Here is a 17076-nt window from a genome sequence, read left to right as displayed (position 1 = left end):
GGGGCGCTTCTACTCGATGGCCTTGCCCATGTCCTCGACCACCTTCTTGGCGTCGCCGAAGACCATCATGGTCTTGTCCATGTAGAAGAGTTCGTTGTCCAGGCCCGCATAGCCCGCGGCCATGGAGCGCTTGTTCACGATCACGGTCTTGGCCTTGTAGGCCTCCAGGATCGGCATGCCGTAGATCGGGCTGCCCTTGGTGTGCGCGGCCGGGTTCACGACGTCGTTGGCGCCCAGGATGATCGCCACGTCGGCCTGGCCGAATTCGCCGTTGATGTCCTCCATCTCGAAGACCTGGTCATAGGGAACCTCGGCCTCGGCCAGCAGCACGTTCATGTGACCCGGCATGCGGCCGGCCACCGGGTGGATCGCGTACTTGACCGTGATGCCCTTCTCGGTGAGCTTGGCCGCAAGCTCCTTGACCGCATGCTGCGCGCGCGCCACCGCCAGGCCGTAGCCCGGCACGATGACGACCGTCTCGGCATTGCTCAGCACGAAGGCCGCATCGTCGGCACTGCCGCTCTTGACGCTGCGCTGCACCGCACCGCTCGCGGCCGCCGCGGTGGCATCGCCTCCGAAGCCACCCAGGATCACGTTGAAGAACGAGCGGTTCATCGCCTTGCACATGATGTAGCTCAGGATCGCGCCCGAGCTGCCCACCAGCGAGCCCGCGATGATCAGCATCGCGTTGTTCAGGCTGAAGCCGATGCCCGCCGCCGCCCAGCCCGAGTAGCTGTTGAGCATCGACACCACCACCGGCATGTCGGCGCCGCCGATCGGGATGATCAGCAGCACGCCCAACGCGAAGCCCAGCGCGATGACCAGCACGATGTCGATCCAGCTCTGCGAATGCCAGAAGCCGAACACGAAGAAGGCCGCCGCCAGACCGAGCACCGCGTTGAGGATGTGCTGGCCCTTGAACTGGACCGGTGCGCCCTGGAACAGGCGGAACTTGTATTTGCCCGAGAGCTTGCCGAACGCGATGATCGAGCCGGTGAAGGTCACCGCGCCGATGAAGGCGCCGAGCGCCAGCTCGATGCGGTTGCCGCCCGGGATCGGCTCGCCGTGCGCCGAGATGCCGAAGGCCCAGGGCTCGGCCACCGCGGCCACCGCGATGAACACCGCCGCCAGGCCGATCATGCTGTGCATGAAGGCGACCAGCTCGGGCATCTTGGTCATCTCGACGCGCTGCGCGGCGAGGGTGCCGGCCGTTCCGCCCACCAGCAGACCCAGCAACACCCAGCCGAGGCCGAGCACGCTGCCGTGCGCCAGCTCGACGATGAGGGCCGCCGTGGTGACAGCCGCGATCGCCATGCCGGCCATGCCGAACATGTTGCCGCGGATCGAGGTGGTCGGATGGCTCAGGCCCTTCAAGGCCTGGATGAAGCAGACGCTGGCCACCAGATAGAGCAGCGTGACGACGTTCATGCTCATGGGGCGGCCCCCTCGGCCTTGGCGTCCTTGGCAGGCGCCTTCTTCTCTTTCTTCCTGAACATCTCCAACATGCGCCGCGTGACCAGGAAGCCGCCGAAGACGTTGACCGCCGCCAGTGCCACGGCCAGCACGCCCATGGTCTTGCCCAGCGTGGTTTCGGTGAGCGCGGCGGCGAGCATGGCGCCCACGATCACGATGGCGGAGATCGCGTTCGTCACCGCCATCAGCGGCGTGTGCAGCGCGGGCGTGACGGTCCACACCACGTGGTAGCCCACGTAGATGGCCAGCACGAAGATGATCAGGTTGATGACGGTATGGGAGACGGGATCCATGGCCTACTTTCTTGTGACTTGACCGTCTTGGGTCATGCGGCAGGCGGCGACGATGTCGTCCTCCAGATCGATCTTCAGGCCGCCCTCCTTGGGCAGGATGAGCTTGAGGAAGTCGAGCACGTTGCGCGCATAGAGCGCCGAAGCATCCGCCGCCACCTGCGCGGGCAGGTTGGTCTCGCCCACCAGGGTGACGCCGTGCTTGACCACGGTGCGGTCGGTCTCGGTGAGCGGGCAGTTGCCGCCCACGCCGTCCGGGCCCTTGCCTGCGGCGATGTCCACGATCACCGAGCCGGGCTTCATCGACTTGACCATCGCCTCGGTGACGAGGGTGGGCGCGGCGCGGCCGGGGATGAGCGCGGTGCTGATGACCACGTCGGCCTGCGCCACGCGCTTGGCGACTTCGGCCTGCTGGCGCGCCAGCCAGCTCGCCGGCATCGGCTTGGCGTAGCCGCCCACGCCCACGGCCGCTTCCTTTTCCTCGTCGGTGTCGTAGGACACCTCGATGAACTTGCCACCGAGCGACTCGACCTGTTCCTTGACGCTCGGGCGGACGTCGCTCGCCTCGATGACCGCTCCGAGCCGCTTGGCGGTGGCGATGGCCTGCAAGCCGGCCACGCCCACGCCCAGGACGACCACGCGCGCCGCCTTCACGGTGCCGGCGGCCGTCATGAGCATCGGGAAGAAGCGCTGGTAGGTGTCGGCCGCGATCATCACGGCCTTGTAGCCGGCGATGTTGGCCTGGGAGGACAGCACGTCCATGCTCTGGGCACGGGTGGTGCGCGGCGCGGCTTCGAGCGCGAAGGCCGTGGCACCGGCCGTGGCCAGCCGCTGCAGGCCGGCGGCATCGAAGGGGTTGAGCATGCCGACGACGACGGCGCCCGGCTTGAGCAGGGACGCTTCGGCGTCCGACGGTGCGCGCACCTTGAGCACGACCTCGGCGGCGAAGGCGCCCGCAGCGTCGGTGATCTGGGCGCCTGCCGCCTCGTAGGCGGCGTCGGTGACGCTGGCGGCCAGCCCCGCCCCTGACTGCACCACCACCGCATGCCCCTGCGCGACCAGCTTCTTCGCCGTCTCGGGCGTCACGCTCACTCGGGTCTCGCCAGCCGCTGTCTCGGCCGGTACGCCTATCAACATGGTGAATCTCCTCGGGGCAGGCGGGCTGCGTTGTTTTTCGTGGCGCAGCTTACCCGAAGAAATTCGTCAGGCCGGCCGTGCATTCCCGCCCCGGTCGCCGAGACACGCCGAGGGGCTCAGCGCGCGGTATCGGCCGGCTTCTGCCGCGTCAGGGACGGCGACAGCCACTGTCCGCACTCGTCAGGGCGCCAGTGGAACCGGCGTGCGGCATAGGCGCTGTCGAAGATCACCTTGTAACGGCAGGTCGTGATGCCGCCGCCGCTGTAGAAATGAAAGATGTAGTCCCATTCGCGCACACCCGCGATCCCCTCGCTGAAATGCGGCGGTCCGAACCACTGCAGCAGGTGTGATTTGCGCACGCCCGGTTCGATCTCGTACAACACGGTGCGATCGGGAAAGATGCCTTCCGGCCGAGTCGCGCTCGACATGGGCGGGAAGACGACCTGCCGGACTTCACCGCTGTCGGTCAGCCCCTCGCTCAGAGGCGCTGAGCAGCCCGACAGCACGGCCATGGCGAAGAGCGCCGCCACGGCGGCCGGTAGGCGACCGAACCTGAAAAACATGCTGCTCAACGTTCTCTCCCCATGTGCTGCATCAGCCGACGAAGGCGCACTGTAAGCACGGCGTCGCCCCCGTCTCGACACACAGGGCCATAAAGCGGAACTTTGGCACTTAATGACAATTGTTAACCATTGAGATTGCATTCCGGACACTAGTTGACAGTTGCAATCTTTGCCACAATGGTGTCCGACGGTATCGGGCACCTAGACTCGTGACGTCGACTAAGGGAGTGATAAAAAATGCGCATAGCTGCACTGGACGACGAAGCGGGTCAGCTCGACCTGATTCAGTCGACGATGGAAGGTATTGGCCACGAATGCCATGGCTTTTCCGACGGCCGATCCCTGCTGCGCGAGCTTCGCCAGCAGACCTATGACCTGCTCATCCTCGACTGGACATTGCCGGACGTTCAAGGTCCTGGTGTCGTCAAATGGATCCGGGAAGACCTGAACAGCCGTCTTCCCATCCTGTTCGTGACCAACCGGCGCGAAGAGGCCGACATGGTCGAAGGCCTGAGCGCCGGCGCCGACGACTTCATGGTCAAGCCGATCCGGGTCGCCGAGCTCGAGGCGCGGGTACGCGCCCTGCTGCGGCGCGCCTACCCCGCCCAGCACGAACCTGAACTCGTGTTCGGCCCGTATCACTTCTTTCCGCAGTCGCGGGTGCTCAAGTTCAAGGGCGAGCCGGCCGAACTCAAGCACCGCGAGTACGAGTTGGCCCTGTTTCTCTTCCAGAACCTCGGCCGCCTGCTGTCGCGCGAGCACCTGCGTGAAGCGGTCTGGGGGCTGGGCGCCGAGAACCCCTCGCGCTCGCTCGACACCCACATCTCCCGCCTTCGCACGAAGCTCGACCTCCGCCCCTCGAACGGCTTCCTGCTGTCGGCGATCTACGGCCTGGGCTACCGGCTCGAAGCGATCGACGGCACCGACCTTTCCGGCACACGCGAGCCCCACGACAACCTCCCATGAGACGCCCGCTGGTGTTTCGTCGGCCCCTGCCGACGATGCTGCTGGCCGGGCTGTTGGCGTTAGGCAGCGTGCAGGCGGCATGGCCCGACAGCGATCTGCAGCACCGCGTCGTGGCGGGCGACACGCTGCAGGCCCTGGGCGAACGCTACCTCCGCGCGCCCTCGCAATGGCGTGCGCTGCAGGCGCCGAACAAGATTTCGGACCCGCAAGCGCTGGTGCCCGGCACCGTCGTCCGCATCCCGCGCCGGCTGCTGCGGCCCGCCGGCGTGGCGACGGCCAAGGTCGAGTTCGTCGAGGGCCAGCCGGTCGGCACGACGTCGGGCAAGGTCGGCGGGGGCGCCTCGGCCTCCGACGAGGCGGGCACCCCGCTGGCCGCAGGCGACGCCATCGGCGAAGGCACGCGCATCCAGGTGCCGAAGGACGGCTACCTGCGGCTGCGCCTGGCCGACGGTTCGGTCGTGCGGGTGCTGGCGGAGTCCGACGTGGAACTCAAGCGGCTGCGCAGCAAGCGCGCGACCGGCCCCTACGAATCGGTGATCGACGTGCGCCGCGGGAAGGTCGAATCCGATGTCGCCCCGCAGCCGAAGGGACGGCGCTTCGAGATCCATGCACCGGGCGCCGTCGCCAGCGTGCGCGGCACGCGCTTCGACGTCACGGTCGCCGAGGACGGCCGCGTCTCCACCTCGGTGGCCGAAGGCATCGTGAAGGTGCGGCCACGCCAACCCAAACGCCGCGGCGCGCGCAGCGCCGATATCCAGGCCGGTCAAGGCGCGGTGGTGGCCACCGACGGCCAGCTGGACAAGCGGCCGACCTTGCCCGATGCACCGGACCTGTCGGCGCTGCCCACGACCTTCGAGGACGCCGCCCTGTTCATCCTCCACCTGCCGGCGCCGCGGCCGACCGTAGCCGGCTACGCGGTGCGCATCGCGCGCGACACGGCCATGCAGGCGGTGGCGCGCAACGGCCTGTTCCCGAGCGAGCGCGTGCAGTTCCCGGCGCTGGACGACGGCGACTACCTGCTCGGCGTGCGCGCGGTCGACGCCGACGGGCTCGCCGGCGCCGAGTCCCGCCTGCCCATCCGCATCCACGCACGCCCGGTGCCGCCGCTCTACCAGGCGCCCGCGCCGGGTGCGCGCATCACCGGCGACACCGGCCAGCTCGTCTGCTCCGACGTGGCGGGCACCGCCGGCGTGCACCTGCAGGTCGCCCCCCGGTCGGACTTCACGCGACCGGTGATCGACGAGGTGCGACAGGGCCCGTGCCGCTTCGGCATCGCTGCGCTGTCGCCGGGCGACTACGGGTGGCGCACGGCGTCGGTCGTGCGGGACGCGGACGGCGCGCTTCGGCGCGGCCCCTTCGCCGCGCCCCAGCCCTTCTCCGTGGTCGACGCGCCGAGCGTCGGGGGGATCGACGTCGACGACAACAGCGAAAGTCCCACGCTGCGCTGGCAGGCCGAAGCGGGGCAGACCTTCCGCGCCCAGCTGGCGCGCGATGCCGACTTCACCGCCCCGCTGCTCGACGTGGAACTCGACACGCCGAGCTGGACCCTGCACGGCATGCCGCGCGGCAGCTACCACGTGCGCCTGCAGGCCCGCGACGCGTCGGGCCTGGTCGGGCCCTTCTCTCCGGCCCGCCGCGTCCACATCGGTCCGGTGGTGCGCACGCTCGACGGCGGCACGCTCGGCGCGAGCGACGGCCTGCCGGTCGGTCGCCCCTGAGCATCGCCATGCCCGCCCATCGCCCGCCTCCGCCGAGGGCGCCGCGACCCGCGGGCCAGCGCAGCCGCCTGCGCCGGATGCTGCTGAACCGCCTGCCCTGGCTGCTGCTGTCCACCGGCCTGGTCACGCTGGTCACGCTGCTGACCCTGACGCAGCCGATGCCGCGCTTCGACCGCATGCTGCAGGACAACGCCCGGGCGGACATGCGCCAGCCGCCGTCGCAGGACATCGTGATCGTCGCGATCGACGAGGCCAGCATGGCCGCGATCGGTCGCTGGCCCTGGCGGCGGGCGCTGCACGCCGAACTGCTGCGCCGCGTCGCCGCCGATGGCCCGCGCTGCATCGGCCTGGACCTGCTGCTCACCGAGCCCGACCCGGAGCATCCACACGACGACGCCGTGCTGGCCGCCGGCATCGCCGACGCCGGCTGTGTGGTGCTGCCGATGGCGCTGCAGTCGCGCGGCCTGCAGTCGAACGCCGAACTGCTGCCGGTGCCGGTGCTGGCCGACGCGGCCTCGGCCATCGGGCACGCGCACCTGTCGATCGACGAAGACGGCATCGTGCGCAGCGTCTACCTGCGCGAAGGCCTCGCCGGCCGCGCCTGGCCGCACTTCGCGCTGGCCCTGCAGCAGGCCGCCGACGCCTACGGGCGCGACCTCGCGATGCCGGCGGCGCCCGACCCGCACACCTCGCCCGCGCCCGGCCCGGGGGCCTGGCTGCGCGGCAATCACGAGGTCGTGATCTTCACCGACGGCGCACCGCCCTTTCGCACCGTGCCGTACATCGACGTGCTGCGCGGCACCGTGCCGGCGGGCACCTTCCGCGACCGCTATGTGCTGGTCGGCTCGACCGCCGCCGGCCTCGGCGACAACTACGCCACCTCGGCGCCCAAGCCCACCGGACTGATGCCCGGCGTCGAGATCTTCGCCAGCGTGCTGCAGGGCCTGACGAGCGACCGCCGCGTGGTGGTCGCCAGCCCGTGGCAGGACCTGGTCTACAACCTCGCACCGATGGTCATCGCGCTGCTGGGCCTGCTGTGGCTGCGGCCCATCGCGGTGGTCGCGCTGATCGGCGCCATGCTCGCGCTGCGGCTCGGCCTGCACAACGCGCGGCCCTGGGTCGGCATCCAGTTCGCACCGGCGGCGGGCTTCCTCGGGCTGACGCTGGTCTATCCGCTGTGGAGCCTCATGCGGCTCACGGCGGCGCTGCGCTACCTGCGCTGGGGCACCGAACAGCTCAACGAGGCCCTGGACGGCCTGCCGGTGGCACGGCCGCCCCGCCTGGCCGGCGACTTCCTCGACCGCCAGATGGCGGCGACCTCGGCCGCCGGCCTGCGCATGCGCGACCTGCACCGCTTCGTGCGCGACGGCATCGACCACATGGCCGACGCCACGCTCGTGCTCGACCGCGGCGGCCGCGTCTTCATCGCCAACCTGGCCGCCGCGCGGCATTGGAAGACGCCGGCGCCGGCCCTGGTCGGGCAGGACGCGCACCGCTTGCTGGCCGACCTGCGCTGGCGCACCACCGGCGGCCCGATGGTGCTACCCGGCGCGCTGCGGGCGGCCACGCTCGGGCCGATCCTGGGCGAGGGCGAAGACGCGGCCGGTCGCATCCTGCTGCTGCGCTGCGTGCCCTTCTTCGACGCGCGCAACCAGCACGCCGGGTGGATGAGCGCGCTGGTCGACATCACGCAGATGCGCAACGCGCAGAGCCAGCGCGACGAAGCGCTGCGCTTCATCTCGCACGACATCCGCGAGCCGAGCGCGTCGATCCTCACCGCGCTCGAACTCGCGCGCACCCGGCCCGACGTGCTGGCCGGCCCAGCCCTGCTCGACCGCGTCGAGCAGCATGCCCGCACCGGGCTCGAGCTGGCCGACGGCTTCGTCAACCTCGCGCGCGCCGAGGCCCAGCCCTTCCGCGCCGAGGTGCTCGACCTGGTGGCGCTGCTGCAGCAGGCCATGGACAACGCCTGGGCCACCGCGCGCAAGAAGCAGGTCCAGCTGCAGCTGGTCACCTCGCTCGACGAGGCGCCGTGCATCGCCGACCGCAGCCTGCTCACGCGGGCCCTGACCAACGTGCTGAGCAACGCGCTCAAGTATTCGCCGCACGGCGCCACGCTGCCCTGCAGCGTCGAGGCACGCGCCGGCGCATGGGCGCTCTCCGTCAAGGACCACGGCCCGGGCATTCCGCCCGAGCTACAGTCACAGCTGTTCCAGCCCTTCCACCGACTGCATCGCGAAAGCCATCCGGAGGTCCATGGGGTGGGCCTGGGACTGCTGCTGGTGCGCACCGCCGTGCAGCGGCATGGCGGGACGATCGAAATCGACAGCGCAGCCGACGCCGGCTGCACCGTCACCCTGGTGCTCCCCCAACCCCCTGCGGCCGCTATCGAGGCCGCGACCCACCACAAGGAATGAACCACATGATCCGGATGATGAAGCTTCTCTTGGCCGCCAGCCTGGCGGGATGGCTCGGCCTGGCCGCCGCGCAGGACGTGGAACCCAGCGACATGGTGCGCGGCGGGCTGCAGGCGATCCAGATGATCGACCAGGCCAAGGTGGGCGAGCTGTGGGACGGCGCCGCCGCCGGAGCGCGCAAGCGCGCCCCACGCGCCGACTTCATCGGCCAGGTCACCAAGGCGCGTTCGCCACTGGGCGCCGCGCAGCAGCGGACCTGGGTCGCGGTCAACCGCCAGGTGGTCAACGATGCCGACGCCGACCTGACCGGCCAGTACGTCAGCGTCGAGTACGAGACGCGCTTCGCCAACAAGCCCGCCGCCATGGTGCGCGAGCTGGTCAGCTTCCACCTCGAGCGCGACGGCGTCTGGCGTTTCAGCGGCTACGTGCTGCGCTGAACGAAGGCACAGGCGCCATGTCGGACCTGCGCTGGAAACCCAACGTCACCGTCGCCGCGGTGATCGAACGCGACGGCCGCTTTCTGCTGGTCGAGGAACACACCTCGCACGGCCTCAAACTCAACACGCCGGCGGGCCACCTTGACCCCGGGGAATCGCCGGCCGAAGGCTGCGCCCGCGAAGCCCTGGAAGAAACCGCCCACCACTTCGTGCCCACCGCGCTGGTCGGCGTGTACATGGCGCGCTTCCAGCGGCCACCGGTGGCGAGCGCCGAGCGGCGGGACAGCGAAGAAGACATCACCTACCTGCGCTTCGCCTTCGCGGGCACGCTCGGGGACTTCGTCCAGGGGCGTGCGCTCGACGAAGGCATCGTGCGCACGCTGTGGATGACACCCGACGAGATCCGCGCCAGCGTGGATCGGCACCGCAGCCCGCTGCTGCTGCAATGCATCGAGGACTACCTGGGCGGCGCGCGCCACCCGCTGTCGCTGATCCACACCGACGCGTCGGTGTACGGGCCACCGCTGCGCTGATCGGGCCGCATCGCCCTCAACGGGCAGGGGCAGGGGCGGGGGCTGTGGCGGTGGCGATCACGCCGCCACCCAGGCACACCTCACCGTCGTACAGCACGGCCGACTGGCCCGGCGTGACGGCCCATTGCGCCTCGGGGAAATCGAGGGCGAAGGCGCCATTGGCGCCCGCTGCCAGCGTGCACGCGGCATCGGTCTGGCGGTAGCGCGACTTGGCCGCGTACGCACCGGCAACCGGCGCCGCGCCCGCCACCCAGCTCGCATCGTCGGCCGTCAGCGCCTGCGACAACAGCCACGGATGGTCGTGGCCCTGCACCACCCACAGCGTGTTGGCCGCCATGTCCTTGCGCGCCACGAACCAGGGCGAATGGTCGCCCGCGCCACGTTGCGCACCGCGCGCCTTCACGCCGCCGATGCCCAGGCCCTGCCGCTGGCCCAGCGTGTAGAAGCTCAGGCCCTGGTGCTCGCCCAGCGTGCGGCCGCGCTCGTCCTTGATCGGACCGGGTTCCTTGGAGATGTAACGGTTGAGGAACTCGCGGAACGGCCGCTCGCCGATGAAGCAGATGCCGGTCGAGTCCTTCTTCTTCGCATTCGGCAGGCCGATGGCGTCGGCGATGCGCCGCACCTCGGTCTTGTGCAGTTCGCCGACCGGGAACAGCGTCTTCGACAGCTGCGCCTGGTTCAGGCGGTGCAGGAAATAGCTCTGGTCCTTGGCCGGGTCGAGGCCCTTGAGCAGTTCGTGGCGCCCCGTGCCCTCATTCAGGCGGACGCGCGCGTAGTGGCCGGTGGCGATCTTCTCGGCCCCCAGGCGCATCGCGTGGTCGAGGAAGGCCTTGAACTTGATCTCGGCGTTGCACAGCACGTCGGGGTTGGGCGTGCGGCCGGCCTGGTATTCGCGCAGGAACTCGGCGAAGACCCGGTCCTTGTAGTCGGCCGCGAAGTTGACGTGCTCGATCTCGATGCCCAGCACGTCGGCCACGCTGGCCGCGTCGACGAAGTCGATGTTCGACGAGCAGTACTCGCTGTCGTCGTCGTCTTCCCAGTTCTTCATGAAGATGCCGACCACCTCGTGGCCCTGCTGCTGGAGCAGGTGCGCGGTGACGGCGGAGTCGACCCCGCCGCTCAGGCCGACCACGATGCGTTGCTTTTTCATAAGCCCGCCATTGTCCCTGCCCCGGCCGGCCGTTGCCCGTCTACGGGAAATCCCCGAGACGGCAGCGGCCGGATTGCCGAGCCCGCACTTCCACAATGCGGTGACAAGCATCACAACAGGAGAGTCCATGCCCGTCCCCTCCATCCTGCCCAGCGGCGCGCCCGTGTCGCGCCGCCGGGTCTGCCAATCCCTCGCGCTGCTGGCAGCCGGCGGCACCGGCGCGCTGCACGCCCAGGGCGCCTGGCCGCAGAAGCCGATCCGGCTGGTCGTGCCCTTCGCGCCGGGCGGCTCCAGCGAGGTGGTGGCGCGATCGGTGGCGGGCGAGCTCACCAAGCTGCTCGGCCAGAGCGTCTTCGTCGAAAACAAGCCCGGCGCGGCCGGCACCATCGCGATGCAGGACGTGGCCAAGGCCGGCGCCGACGGCTACACGCTCATCCTCGGCCATGTCGGCACGCTGGCGGTCAACCCCTACATGCTGACCAACCAGCCCTACGACGTGAACAAGGACTTCACGCCCGTCACGCTGCTGGCCAAGGTGCCGAACGTGCTGGTGGTGCACCCGGACGTGCCGGTGAAGAACTTCAAGGAGTTCATCGCCTACGCCAAGGCCAACCCGGCCAAGCTCAACTACTCGTCGGCCGGCAACGGCAGCTCGGGCCACCTGAGCATGGAATACCTGAAGCTCACGGCCGGCTTCTTCATGACGCACATCCCCTACCGCGGCAGCGGCCCGCAGATGACCGACCTGCTGGCCGGGCGCACCCAGGTGGCGATGAACGGCCTGCCCAGCATCTCGGCCTTCATCAAGAGCGGCAAGCTGCGGGCGCTGGCGGTCGGCTCGGCACAGCGCATCGGCGCGCTGCCTGACGTGCCGACCATCGCCGAGAGCGGCTACAAGGGCTTCGAGACCTCGCAGTGGTACGGCCTGCTGGCGCCCGCCGGCACGCCCTCGCCGATCGTCAAGCGGCTGCAGGAAGAGAGCCTGAAGGCGCTGCGCACCGGCCCGGTGACCGAGCGCTTCGCGCACGACTCCGCGCTGGGCGTGGGCGACACGCCCGAGCAGTTCGGCGCCTTCATCGCCGCGCAGCAGAAGATCTGGAAAGAGATCGTGGTGAAGGCCGGCATCAAGCCGGATTGATCGACAACGAACGGAGAACAACATGCCCTGGCAACAAATCTACGACCCCTTCGGCAACATGATCATCTCGACCGCGCTGGCGGCGATCCCGGTGGTGGTCATGCTGGCCGCGCTCGGCTTCTTCCATATCAAGGCGCACGTCGCGGCCGGCATGGGGTTGATCGCGGCCATCCTGGTGGCCATCTTCGCCTACGGCATGCCGGCCGAGATGGCCGGGCGCGCGGCGCTGTTCGGCGGCTTCACCGGCCTGCTGCCCATCGGCTGGATCGTGCTGAACATCATCTTCCTGCACCAGCTGACCGAGCAGAACGGCAGCTTCAAGGTGCTGCAGGATTCGCTCTCGGGCATCACCGAGGACCGGCGCATCCAGCTGCTCTTGATCGCCTTCTGCTTCGGCGCCTTCTTCGAGGGTGCGGCCGGTTTCGGCACGCCCGTGGCCGTGACCGCCGCCATCCTGATCGGCCTGGGCTTTTCGCCGCTGGCCGCCTCGGGGCTCTCGCTGATCGCCAACACCGCCCCTGTGGCCTTCGGCGCGCTGGGCACCCCGGTGATCACGCTGGCCAAGGTGCACGGCTACGACCTGATGGAGGTCACCGCGATGATCGGCCGCCAGTTGCCCTTCTTCTCGCTGCTGGTGCCCTTCTGGCTCATCTGGGCCTTCGCCGGCCGCAAGGGCATGATGGAGATCTGGCCGGCCATCCTGGTGGCGGGTCTGTCCTTCGCCATCCCGCAGTACCTGGTGTCGAACTTCATCGGGCCGGAGCTGGTGGACATCATCGCGGCCATCGTCTCGATGGCCTGCCTGGTCGCCTTCCTGCGCGTGTGGAAGCCCCGGACCATCTGGACCTCGGCGTCGCTCCGCGGCAAGGACATCAGCGCCCACGAAGCCAAGCCGCCGCAGCCGCTGACGCAGCACAGCCGTGCCGACCTGGTGCGCGCCTGGATGCCCTGGGTCATCCTGTCGGTCTTCGTGTTCATCTGGGGCCTGCCGCAGGTCAAGACCTGGCTCAACGGCCTGTTCGCGCCCGCGTTCCCGATGGGCGGGCTGCACAACCTGATCGAGAAAATGCCGCCGGTCGTGCCGCAGCCCACGAAGGAGGGCGCGGTCTACACGCTCAACATCCTGTCGGCCACCGGCACCGCGATCCTGCTGTCGGCGGTGGTGAGCGCGATCTTCATGAAGTACAACCCGGTCGCCATCGTGCGCACCTTCTTCAACACGGTCTGGCTGGTGAAGTATTCGCTGCTGACCATCGTGTTGATGCTGGCCCTGGGCACGCTCACCCGCTACTCGGGCACCGACACCACGCTGGGCCTGGCCTTCGCCAATACCGGCGTGTTCTACCCCTTCTTCGGCACGCTGATGGGCTGGCTGGGCGTGGCGCTCACGGGCTCCGACACCGCATCGAACGTGCTCTTCGGCGGGATGCAGAAGGTGGCAGCCGACCAGCTGGGCCTGTCGCCCAACCTGATGGGCGCGGCCAACAGCTCGGGCGGCGTGATGGGCAAGATGATCGACGCGCAGTCGATCGTCGTCGCCTCCACCGCCACGCGCTGGTTCAACCACGAAGGCGATATCCTCCGCTACGTCTTCTTCCACTCCATCGCGCTGGCCTGCCTGGTCGGCCTCTACGTCACCATGCAAGCCTACGTCTGGCCCTTCACCCTGATGGTCGTCAAATGACCGTGATCACGACCATCGAAGACCTGCGCGTCATCGCCGAGCGGCGCGTGCCGCGCATGTTCTACGACTATGCCGATTCGGGTTCGTGGACCGAGAGCACCTACCGCGCCAACAGCGACGACTTCAAGAAGATCAAGCTGCGCCAGCGCGTGGCGGTGAACATGGAAGGCCGCACGCTGGCCACCACGATGGTCGGCCAGGCGGTGAAGATGCCGGTGGCCATCGCGCCGGTGGGCCTGACCGGCATGCAGCACGCCGACGGCGAGATCCACGCCGCGCGCGCGGCCGAGAAGTTCGGCATCCCGTTCACGCTCTCGACCATGAGCATCTGCTCGATCGAGGACATCGCCGCGAACACCACGGCGCCCTTCTGGTTCCAGCTCTACATGATGCGCGACCGCGAATCGATGGCCCGCATGATCGAGCGCGCCCGCGTCGCGAAGTGCAGCGCGCTGGTGCTCACGCTCGACCTGCAGGTGATCGGCCAGCGCCACAAAGACCTGAAGAACGGCCTGACCGCGCCGCCGCGGCCGACCATCAAGAACCTCATCAACCTCGCCACCAAGCCCGGCTGGTGCCTGGGCATGCTGGGCACCAAGCGCCGCACCTTCGGCAACCTGGTCGGCCACGTGAAGGGCGTGAGCGACATGAAGTCGCTCTCGGCCTGGACCAACGAGCAGTTCGACCCGACGCTGTCGTGGGCCGACATCGCGTGGGTCAAGCAGCAATGGGGCGGCAAGCTCATCCTCAAGGGCATCATGGTGGCCGAAGATGCGCAACTGGCCGTCGACGTCGGCGCCGACGCCATCGTCGTGAGCAACCACGGCGGCCGCCAGCTCGACGGCGCGCCCTCGAGCATCGAGGCGCTGCCGCCGATCGTCGACGCGGTCGGCGACAAGCTCGAGGTCTGGATGGACGGCGGCATCCGCAGCGGCCAGGACGTGCTCAAGGCCTGGGCCCTCGGCGCCCGCGGCACCATGATCGGCCGCGCGATGGCCTATGGCCTGGGCGCGATGGGCGAAGCCGGCGTGACCAAGGCACTGCAGCTCATCCACAAGGAACTGGACGTGACCATGGCCTTCTGCGGGCACACGGACATCCGGAACGTGGACAAGCGGATCTTGCTGCCGGGGACGTTTCCCGTTTGACTGTTTTCGTTCGCTGCGTTTGCTGCGCTCAGGGTGGAGCGTGCTTGCGAAGGTCGTAGCGCAGCGCATGCCGGCGGGGGGCACTGCTTTGTCCCGCACCCTCAAGTCGTCAACGACGCGATAAAGTCAAAGCCGATCCATCAGGTGGTTGCTGCCGCTATCGACCAGGAGTGGACATCGGCCGTTGTGGCCGTTCTAGGGGAACGAACCATGCGTTACCGCTTCAACGTTTTCGGGCGAATCTTTGCCGTCGAGCGGGTCGATGACGCCTGGGCTGCGCACCTGATAGGGAACGAGGGCAAGCGACGGCCAGCAGGCCTCGCGATTCCGTCCGATGTGACCCACGCCGAGCTACCGCAGTACCTCTACGACATCTACCATGAGTCTGCGACGCCCACCAACGGCGATGTCTTCGAGATTTCCCCTGGTCAGAATAGCTAGCGCATCGTGGTTCGCCATCCCTTGGCCGGCTTCATTCGGCCAGGACCAGACATCCGACGCCCTGAACCATAGCGTCAAGAAATAACTTCAGAAATACGAAAAATGATGGATTGGGTCCCTATAGCCTTCGTTACGTTCAAAGTTATCGTGTTCGGCGCAGGCATGTTCTTCGCCATCAAGTGGCACTATGAGCGAGGCAAGAACGGGAAGGAGAAACAGGGCACGGTGGCGCGCGCGGGCGGCAAGGTGGCCGCGGTCTTCGTGCTATCGCTGCTGGGCCTCTCGCTCCTCACCTTCGGCCTTAGCACGATGCTCGGTTTGGACTTGACCTTCCCATGATGGCAAAGAATAGTGGGCCGATATCCGAATGCGGCCAGGAGCGGCCGTTCGCCACAATTGCTCGACTTGATTGAGGCTGAAGAGCGAACTCCGCTCGGCTTTTGGATACCGTTGTCGGATGACTCCTCGTAATAGGCGAAACGTTGCCAACGTTCTGATTCTTCTTGGCGCTGCGCCGGCCGCTTTTTGGCTTGTGCTCCTTGCGCTCAGTGGTGGACTAATGCCTTGGGCTGCGGTGGGCGTGGTTTGGCTTGGGGTTCCGTTGTGTCTATTGAGCTTGATGACTTCGGGCGGCGCATGGGTATGGGCGCGCGGTTTGACCAGAGCTAGCCCGGAACTTTGGCGCGGGGCTCACCGCGCTCCAATTTGGGCGACTGGAACAATCGCCACTCTTGTGGTCTGTGCTGGGTTCGCAATGAGCCTTCAACTGCTTCTCCCCAGACCCGAGCCTCAATCCCTCCAGCTTCCCCTTGAGGAAAGTGCAGCTATCGAACGGCAGATGCGCATGAAGATTGAAGAGCTAACAGGCAAGCCGTAAGCCCGGTTCCGGCCACTAGCGGGCCTTCGACGGTCAAGTCCAGTAAGCTGTTTCTGGATGACCTCCGCGCCGTTGCGTCGTTCCGAGGTATCCAAGATAAAAGAAGTGAATGCGGCCTATGCGAATTGCCTGTCTCCACACAGCCGAGAGCAACATCGCGGTTTTTGAAGCCGCAGCAAGGGAACTTGGCATTCCGCCTGATGTTTTGCGCCATGAAGTCCGAGCTGACCTTTTGGCCGCAGCCGAAGGTGCCGGCGGATTGACTGCCGATATCGCCGACACCACGAGGCTTGAGCTGCTTTCCCTCGCTCAAAGCGCAGATGCTGTGGTTCTAACCTGTTCGACCTTGGGGGCGTCGGTCGACACCATCGCAGCAAACTCGAGGGCACCCGTCCTGAGGACGGACGGTGCGTTGGCGGCAGCAGCAGCCCGTGCGGGCGGCAGAATCGTCGCCTTGTGCACGGTCGAGACGACCATCGACCCGACGTCCCGTCTCTTCTTCGATGCCGTGCAGCAATCGGAGGCTACCGTCGAGGTACAGCTTGTTCCCGAAGCGTGGGTCATGTTCAAGGCCGGCGACCTGGGCGGCTACCTGGCGACCATAGCTAAGGCCGCGGACGGCGCCTATGCAAGCGGTGCTTCAATTGTTGCTCTGGCACAAGCGTCAATGAGCGGTGCCGCCGCGTTAGTTTCAGCAGGCCCGCGCTCCCTTAGCAGCCCAACAGCCGGCCTGGCTGCGGCGCTGGAGGCGGCGTCGCCCCACCTGGGTCTGGGCGCAACGAGTTGAGTAGCATACGGCTCGCTGAGGCAGCATGCGGCCAAGAGAAGACATTCGTCGACTGGGTCCAGTTCGCTCCAAAGGGCCGGTAGGACCGACCGGCTACAGTAGGCAAGAAGCATTCCTCGAGAGACCTGAAGTTGTGGAAAAACCAACCATCCGCGAGCTGTTAGGCGAGGTTTCTCAGGCTGACATCCCGCAGAAGAGACCCCTCCTCGTCCGTATCGTCTTGATATTGCTGAAGCTGCTTGTCATAGTTTTCTTCGGGTACGTCATCCTCCTAGCGGTCGTATTCGCCCTCCTAAGCAACCGAGTGTGCTGTTAGA

Annotated in this window: 16 protein-coding genes; 11 read left to right on the top strand and 5 right to left on the bottom strand. The window is 67.7% G+C overall.

Annotation, left to right across the window (positions count from 1 at the left end; all coding sequences use genetic code 11):
* Positions 1-9: 9 nt before the first annotated feature.
* The 4 genes from QTH86_RS19460 to QTH86_RS19445 form a co-directional block, all read right to left on the bottom strand.
* Positions 10-1434 (bottom strand): NAD(P)(+) transhydrogenase (Re/Si-specific) subunit beta, encoded by a 1425-nt coding sequence (locus QTH86_RS19460; protein ID WP_286647882.1) that lies wholly within the window; start codon positions 1432-1434, stop codon positions 10-12.
* A complete protein-coding gene (locus tag QTH86_RS19455) occupies positions 1431-1766 on the bottom strand; it encodes an NAD(P) transhydrogenase subunit alpha part 2 (protein ID WP_286647881.1) in 336 nt (111 codons plus the stop codon). The genes QTH86_RS19460 and QTH86_RS19455 overlap by 4 nt, the downstream gene beginning before the upstream one ends.
* 3 nt (positions 1767-1769) lie before the next feature.
* A complete protein-coding gene (locus QTH86_RS19450; RefSeq protein ID WP_286647880.1) occupies positions 1770-2900 on the bottom strand; it encodes a Re/Si-specific NAD(P)(+) transhydrogenase subunit alpha in 1131 nt (376 codons plus the stop codon).
* Positions 2901-3016: 116 nt separating this feature from the next.
* Complete coding sequence (locus QTH86_RS19445; RefSeq protein ID WP_286647879.1) at positions 3017-3430, bottom strand: outer membrane protein assembly factor BamE; 414 nt, start codon at positions 3428-3430, stop codon at positions 3017-3019.
* 270 nt (positions 3431-3700) lie between these two features.
* Here QTH86_RS19445 and QTH86_RS19440 point away from each other — a divergent pair, with 270 nt between their 5' ends.
* From QTH86_RS19440 to QTH86_RS19420, 5 genes are read left to right on the top strand one after another with little or no spacing between them, the layout of a single operon-like run.
* Positions 3701-4429 carry a response regulator transcription factor gene (locus QTH86_RS19440; protein ID WP_286647878.1) on the top strand — a complete coding sequence of 243 codons (729 nt, stop codon included), beginning with the start codon at positions 3701-3703 and terminating at the stop codon, positions 4427-4429.
* Positions 4426-6147, top strand: coding sequence for a FecR family protein (locus tag QTH86_RS19435; RefSeq protein ID WP_286647877.1), 1722 nt, complete (start codon positions 4426-4428; stop codon positions 6145-6147). Before QTH86_RS19440 ends, QTH86_RS19435 begins: the two co-directional genes overlap by 4 nt.
* An 8-nt stretch (positions 6148-6155) precedes the next feature.
* Positions 6156-8564, top strand: coding sequence for a CHASE2 domain-containing protein (locus QTH86_RS19430; protein WP_286647876.1), 2409 nt, complete (start codon positions 6156-6158; stop codon positions 8562-8564).
* A 17-nt stretch (positions 8565-8581) separates the two neighbouring features.
* Positions 8582-9001: a DUF4019 domain-containing protein gene (locus tag QTH86_RS19425; RefSeq protein WP_286647875.1), complete on the top strand. Its 420-nt coding sequence runs from the start codon at positions 8582-8584 to the stop codon at positions 8999-9001.
* Between the two features lie 17 nt (positions 9002-9018).
* Positions 9019-9534: an NUDIX hydrolase gene (locus QTH86_RS19420; protein WP_286647874.1), complete on the top strand. Its 516-nt coding sequence runs from the start codon at positions 9019-9021 to the stop codon at positions 9532-9534.
* A gap of 16 nt (positions 9535-9550) precedes the next feature.
* Here QTH86_RS19420 and mnmA read toward each other — a convergent pair whose 3' ends face one another.
* Positions 9551-10684 (bottom strand): tRNA 2-thiouridine(34) synthase MnmA, encoded by a 1134-nt coding sequence (mnmA, locus tag QTH86_RS19415; protein ID WP_286647873.1) that lies wholly within the window; start codon positions 10682-10684, stop codon positions 9551-9553.
* 127 nt (positions 10685-10811) lie between these two features.
* Between mnmA and QTH86_RS19410 the strand changes: the two genes are divergently transcribed.
* The 6 genes from QTH86_RS19410 (at position 10812) to QTH86_RS19385 (ending at position 16759) form a co-directional block, all read left to right on the top strand.
* Complete coding sequence (locus QTH86_RS19410) at positions 10812-11822, top strand: Bug family tripartite tricarboxylate transporter substrate binding protein (RefSeq protein WP_286647872.1); 1011 nt, start codon at positions 10812-10814, stop codon at positions 11820-11822.
* A 22-nt stretch (positions 11823-11844) separates the two neighbouring features.
* On the top strand, positions 11845-13506 hold the full coding sequence (locus QTH86_RS19405; protein WP_286647871.1) for an L-lactate permease: 1662 nt from the start codon (positions 11845-11847) through the stop codon (positions 13504-13506).
* Positions 13503-14654, top strand: a complete 1152-nt coding sequence (locus QTH86_RS19400; RefSeq protein WP_286647870.1) for an alpha-hydroxy acid oxidase — start codon at positions 13503-13505, stop codon at positions 14652-14654. The genes QTH86_RS19405 and QTH86_RS19400 overlap by 4 nt, the downstream gene beginning before the upstream one ends.
* A gap of 210 nt (positions 14655-14864) precedes the next feature.
* Positions 14865-15095: a DUF7661 family protein gene (locus QTH86_RS19395; protein ID WP_286647869.1), complete on the top strand. Its 231-nt coding sequence runs from the start codon at positions 14865-14867 to the stop codon at positions 15093-15095.
* A gap of 162 nt (positions 15096-15257) precedes the next feature.
* A complete protein-coding gene (locus tag QTH86_RS19390) occupies positions 15258-15434 on the top strand; it encodes a hypothetical protein (protein WP_353505999.1) in 177 nt (58 codons plus the stop codon).
* A 656-nt stretch (positions 15435-16090) separates the two neighbouring features.
* Positions 16091-16759 (top strand): aspartate/glutamate racemase family protein, encoded by a 669-nt coding sequence (locus QTH86_RS19385; RefSeq protein ID WP_286647867.1) that lies wholly within the window; start codon positions 16091-16093, stop codon positions 16757-16759.
* Positions 16760-17076: the final 317 nt, after the last annotated feature.

It is taken from the genome of Variovorax sp. J2L1-78, from assembly GCF_030317205.1.
GTDB lineage: Bacteria > Pseudomonadota > Gammaproteobacteria > Burkholderiales > Burkholderiaceae_C > Variovorax > Variovorax arabinosiphilus.
Note: the sequence above shows the minus strand (reverse complement) of the source record. Positions and strands in the feature narration are given on the sequence as shown.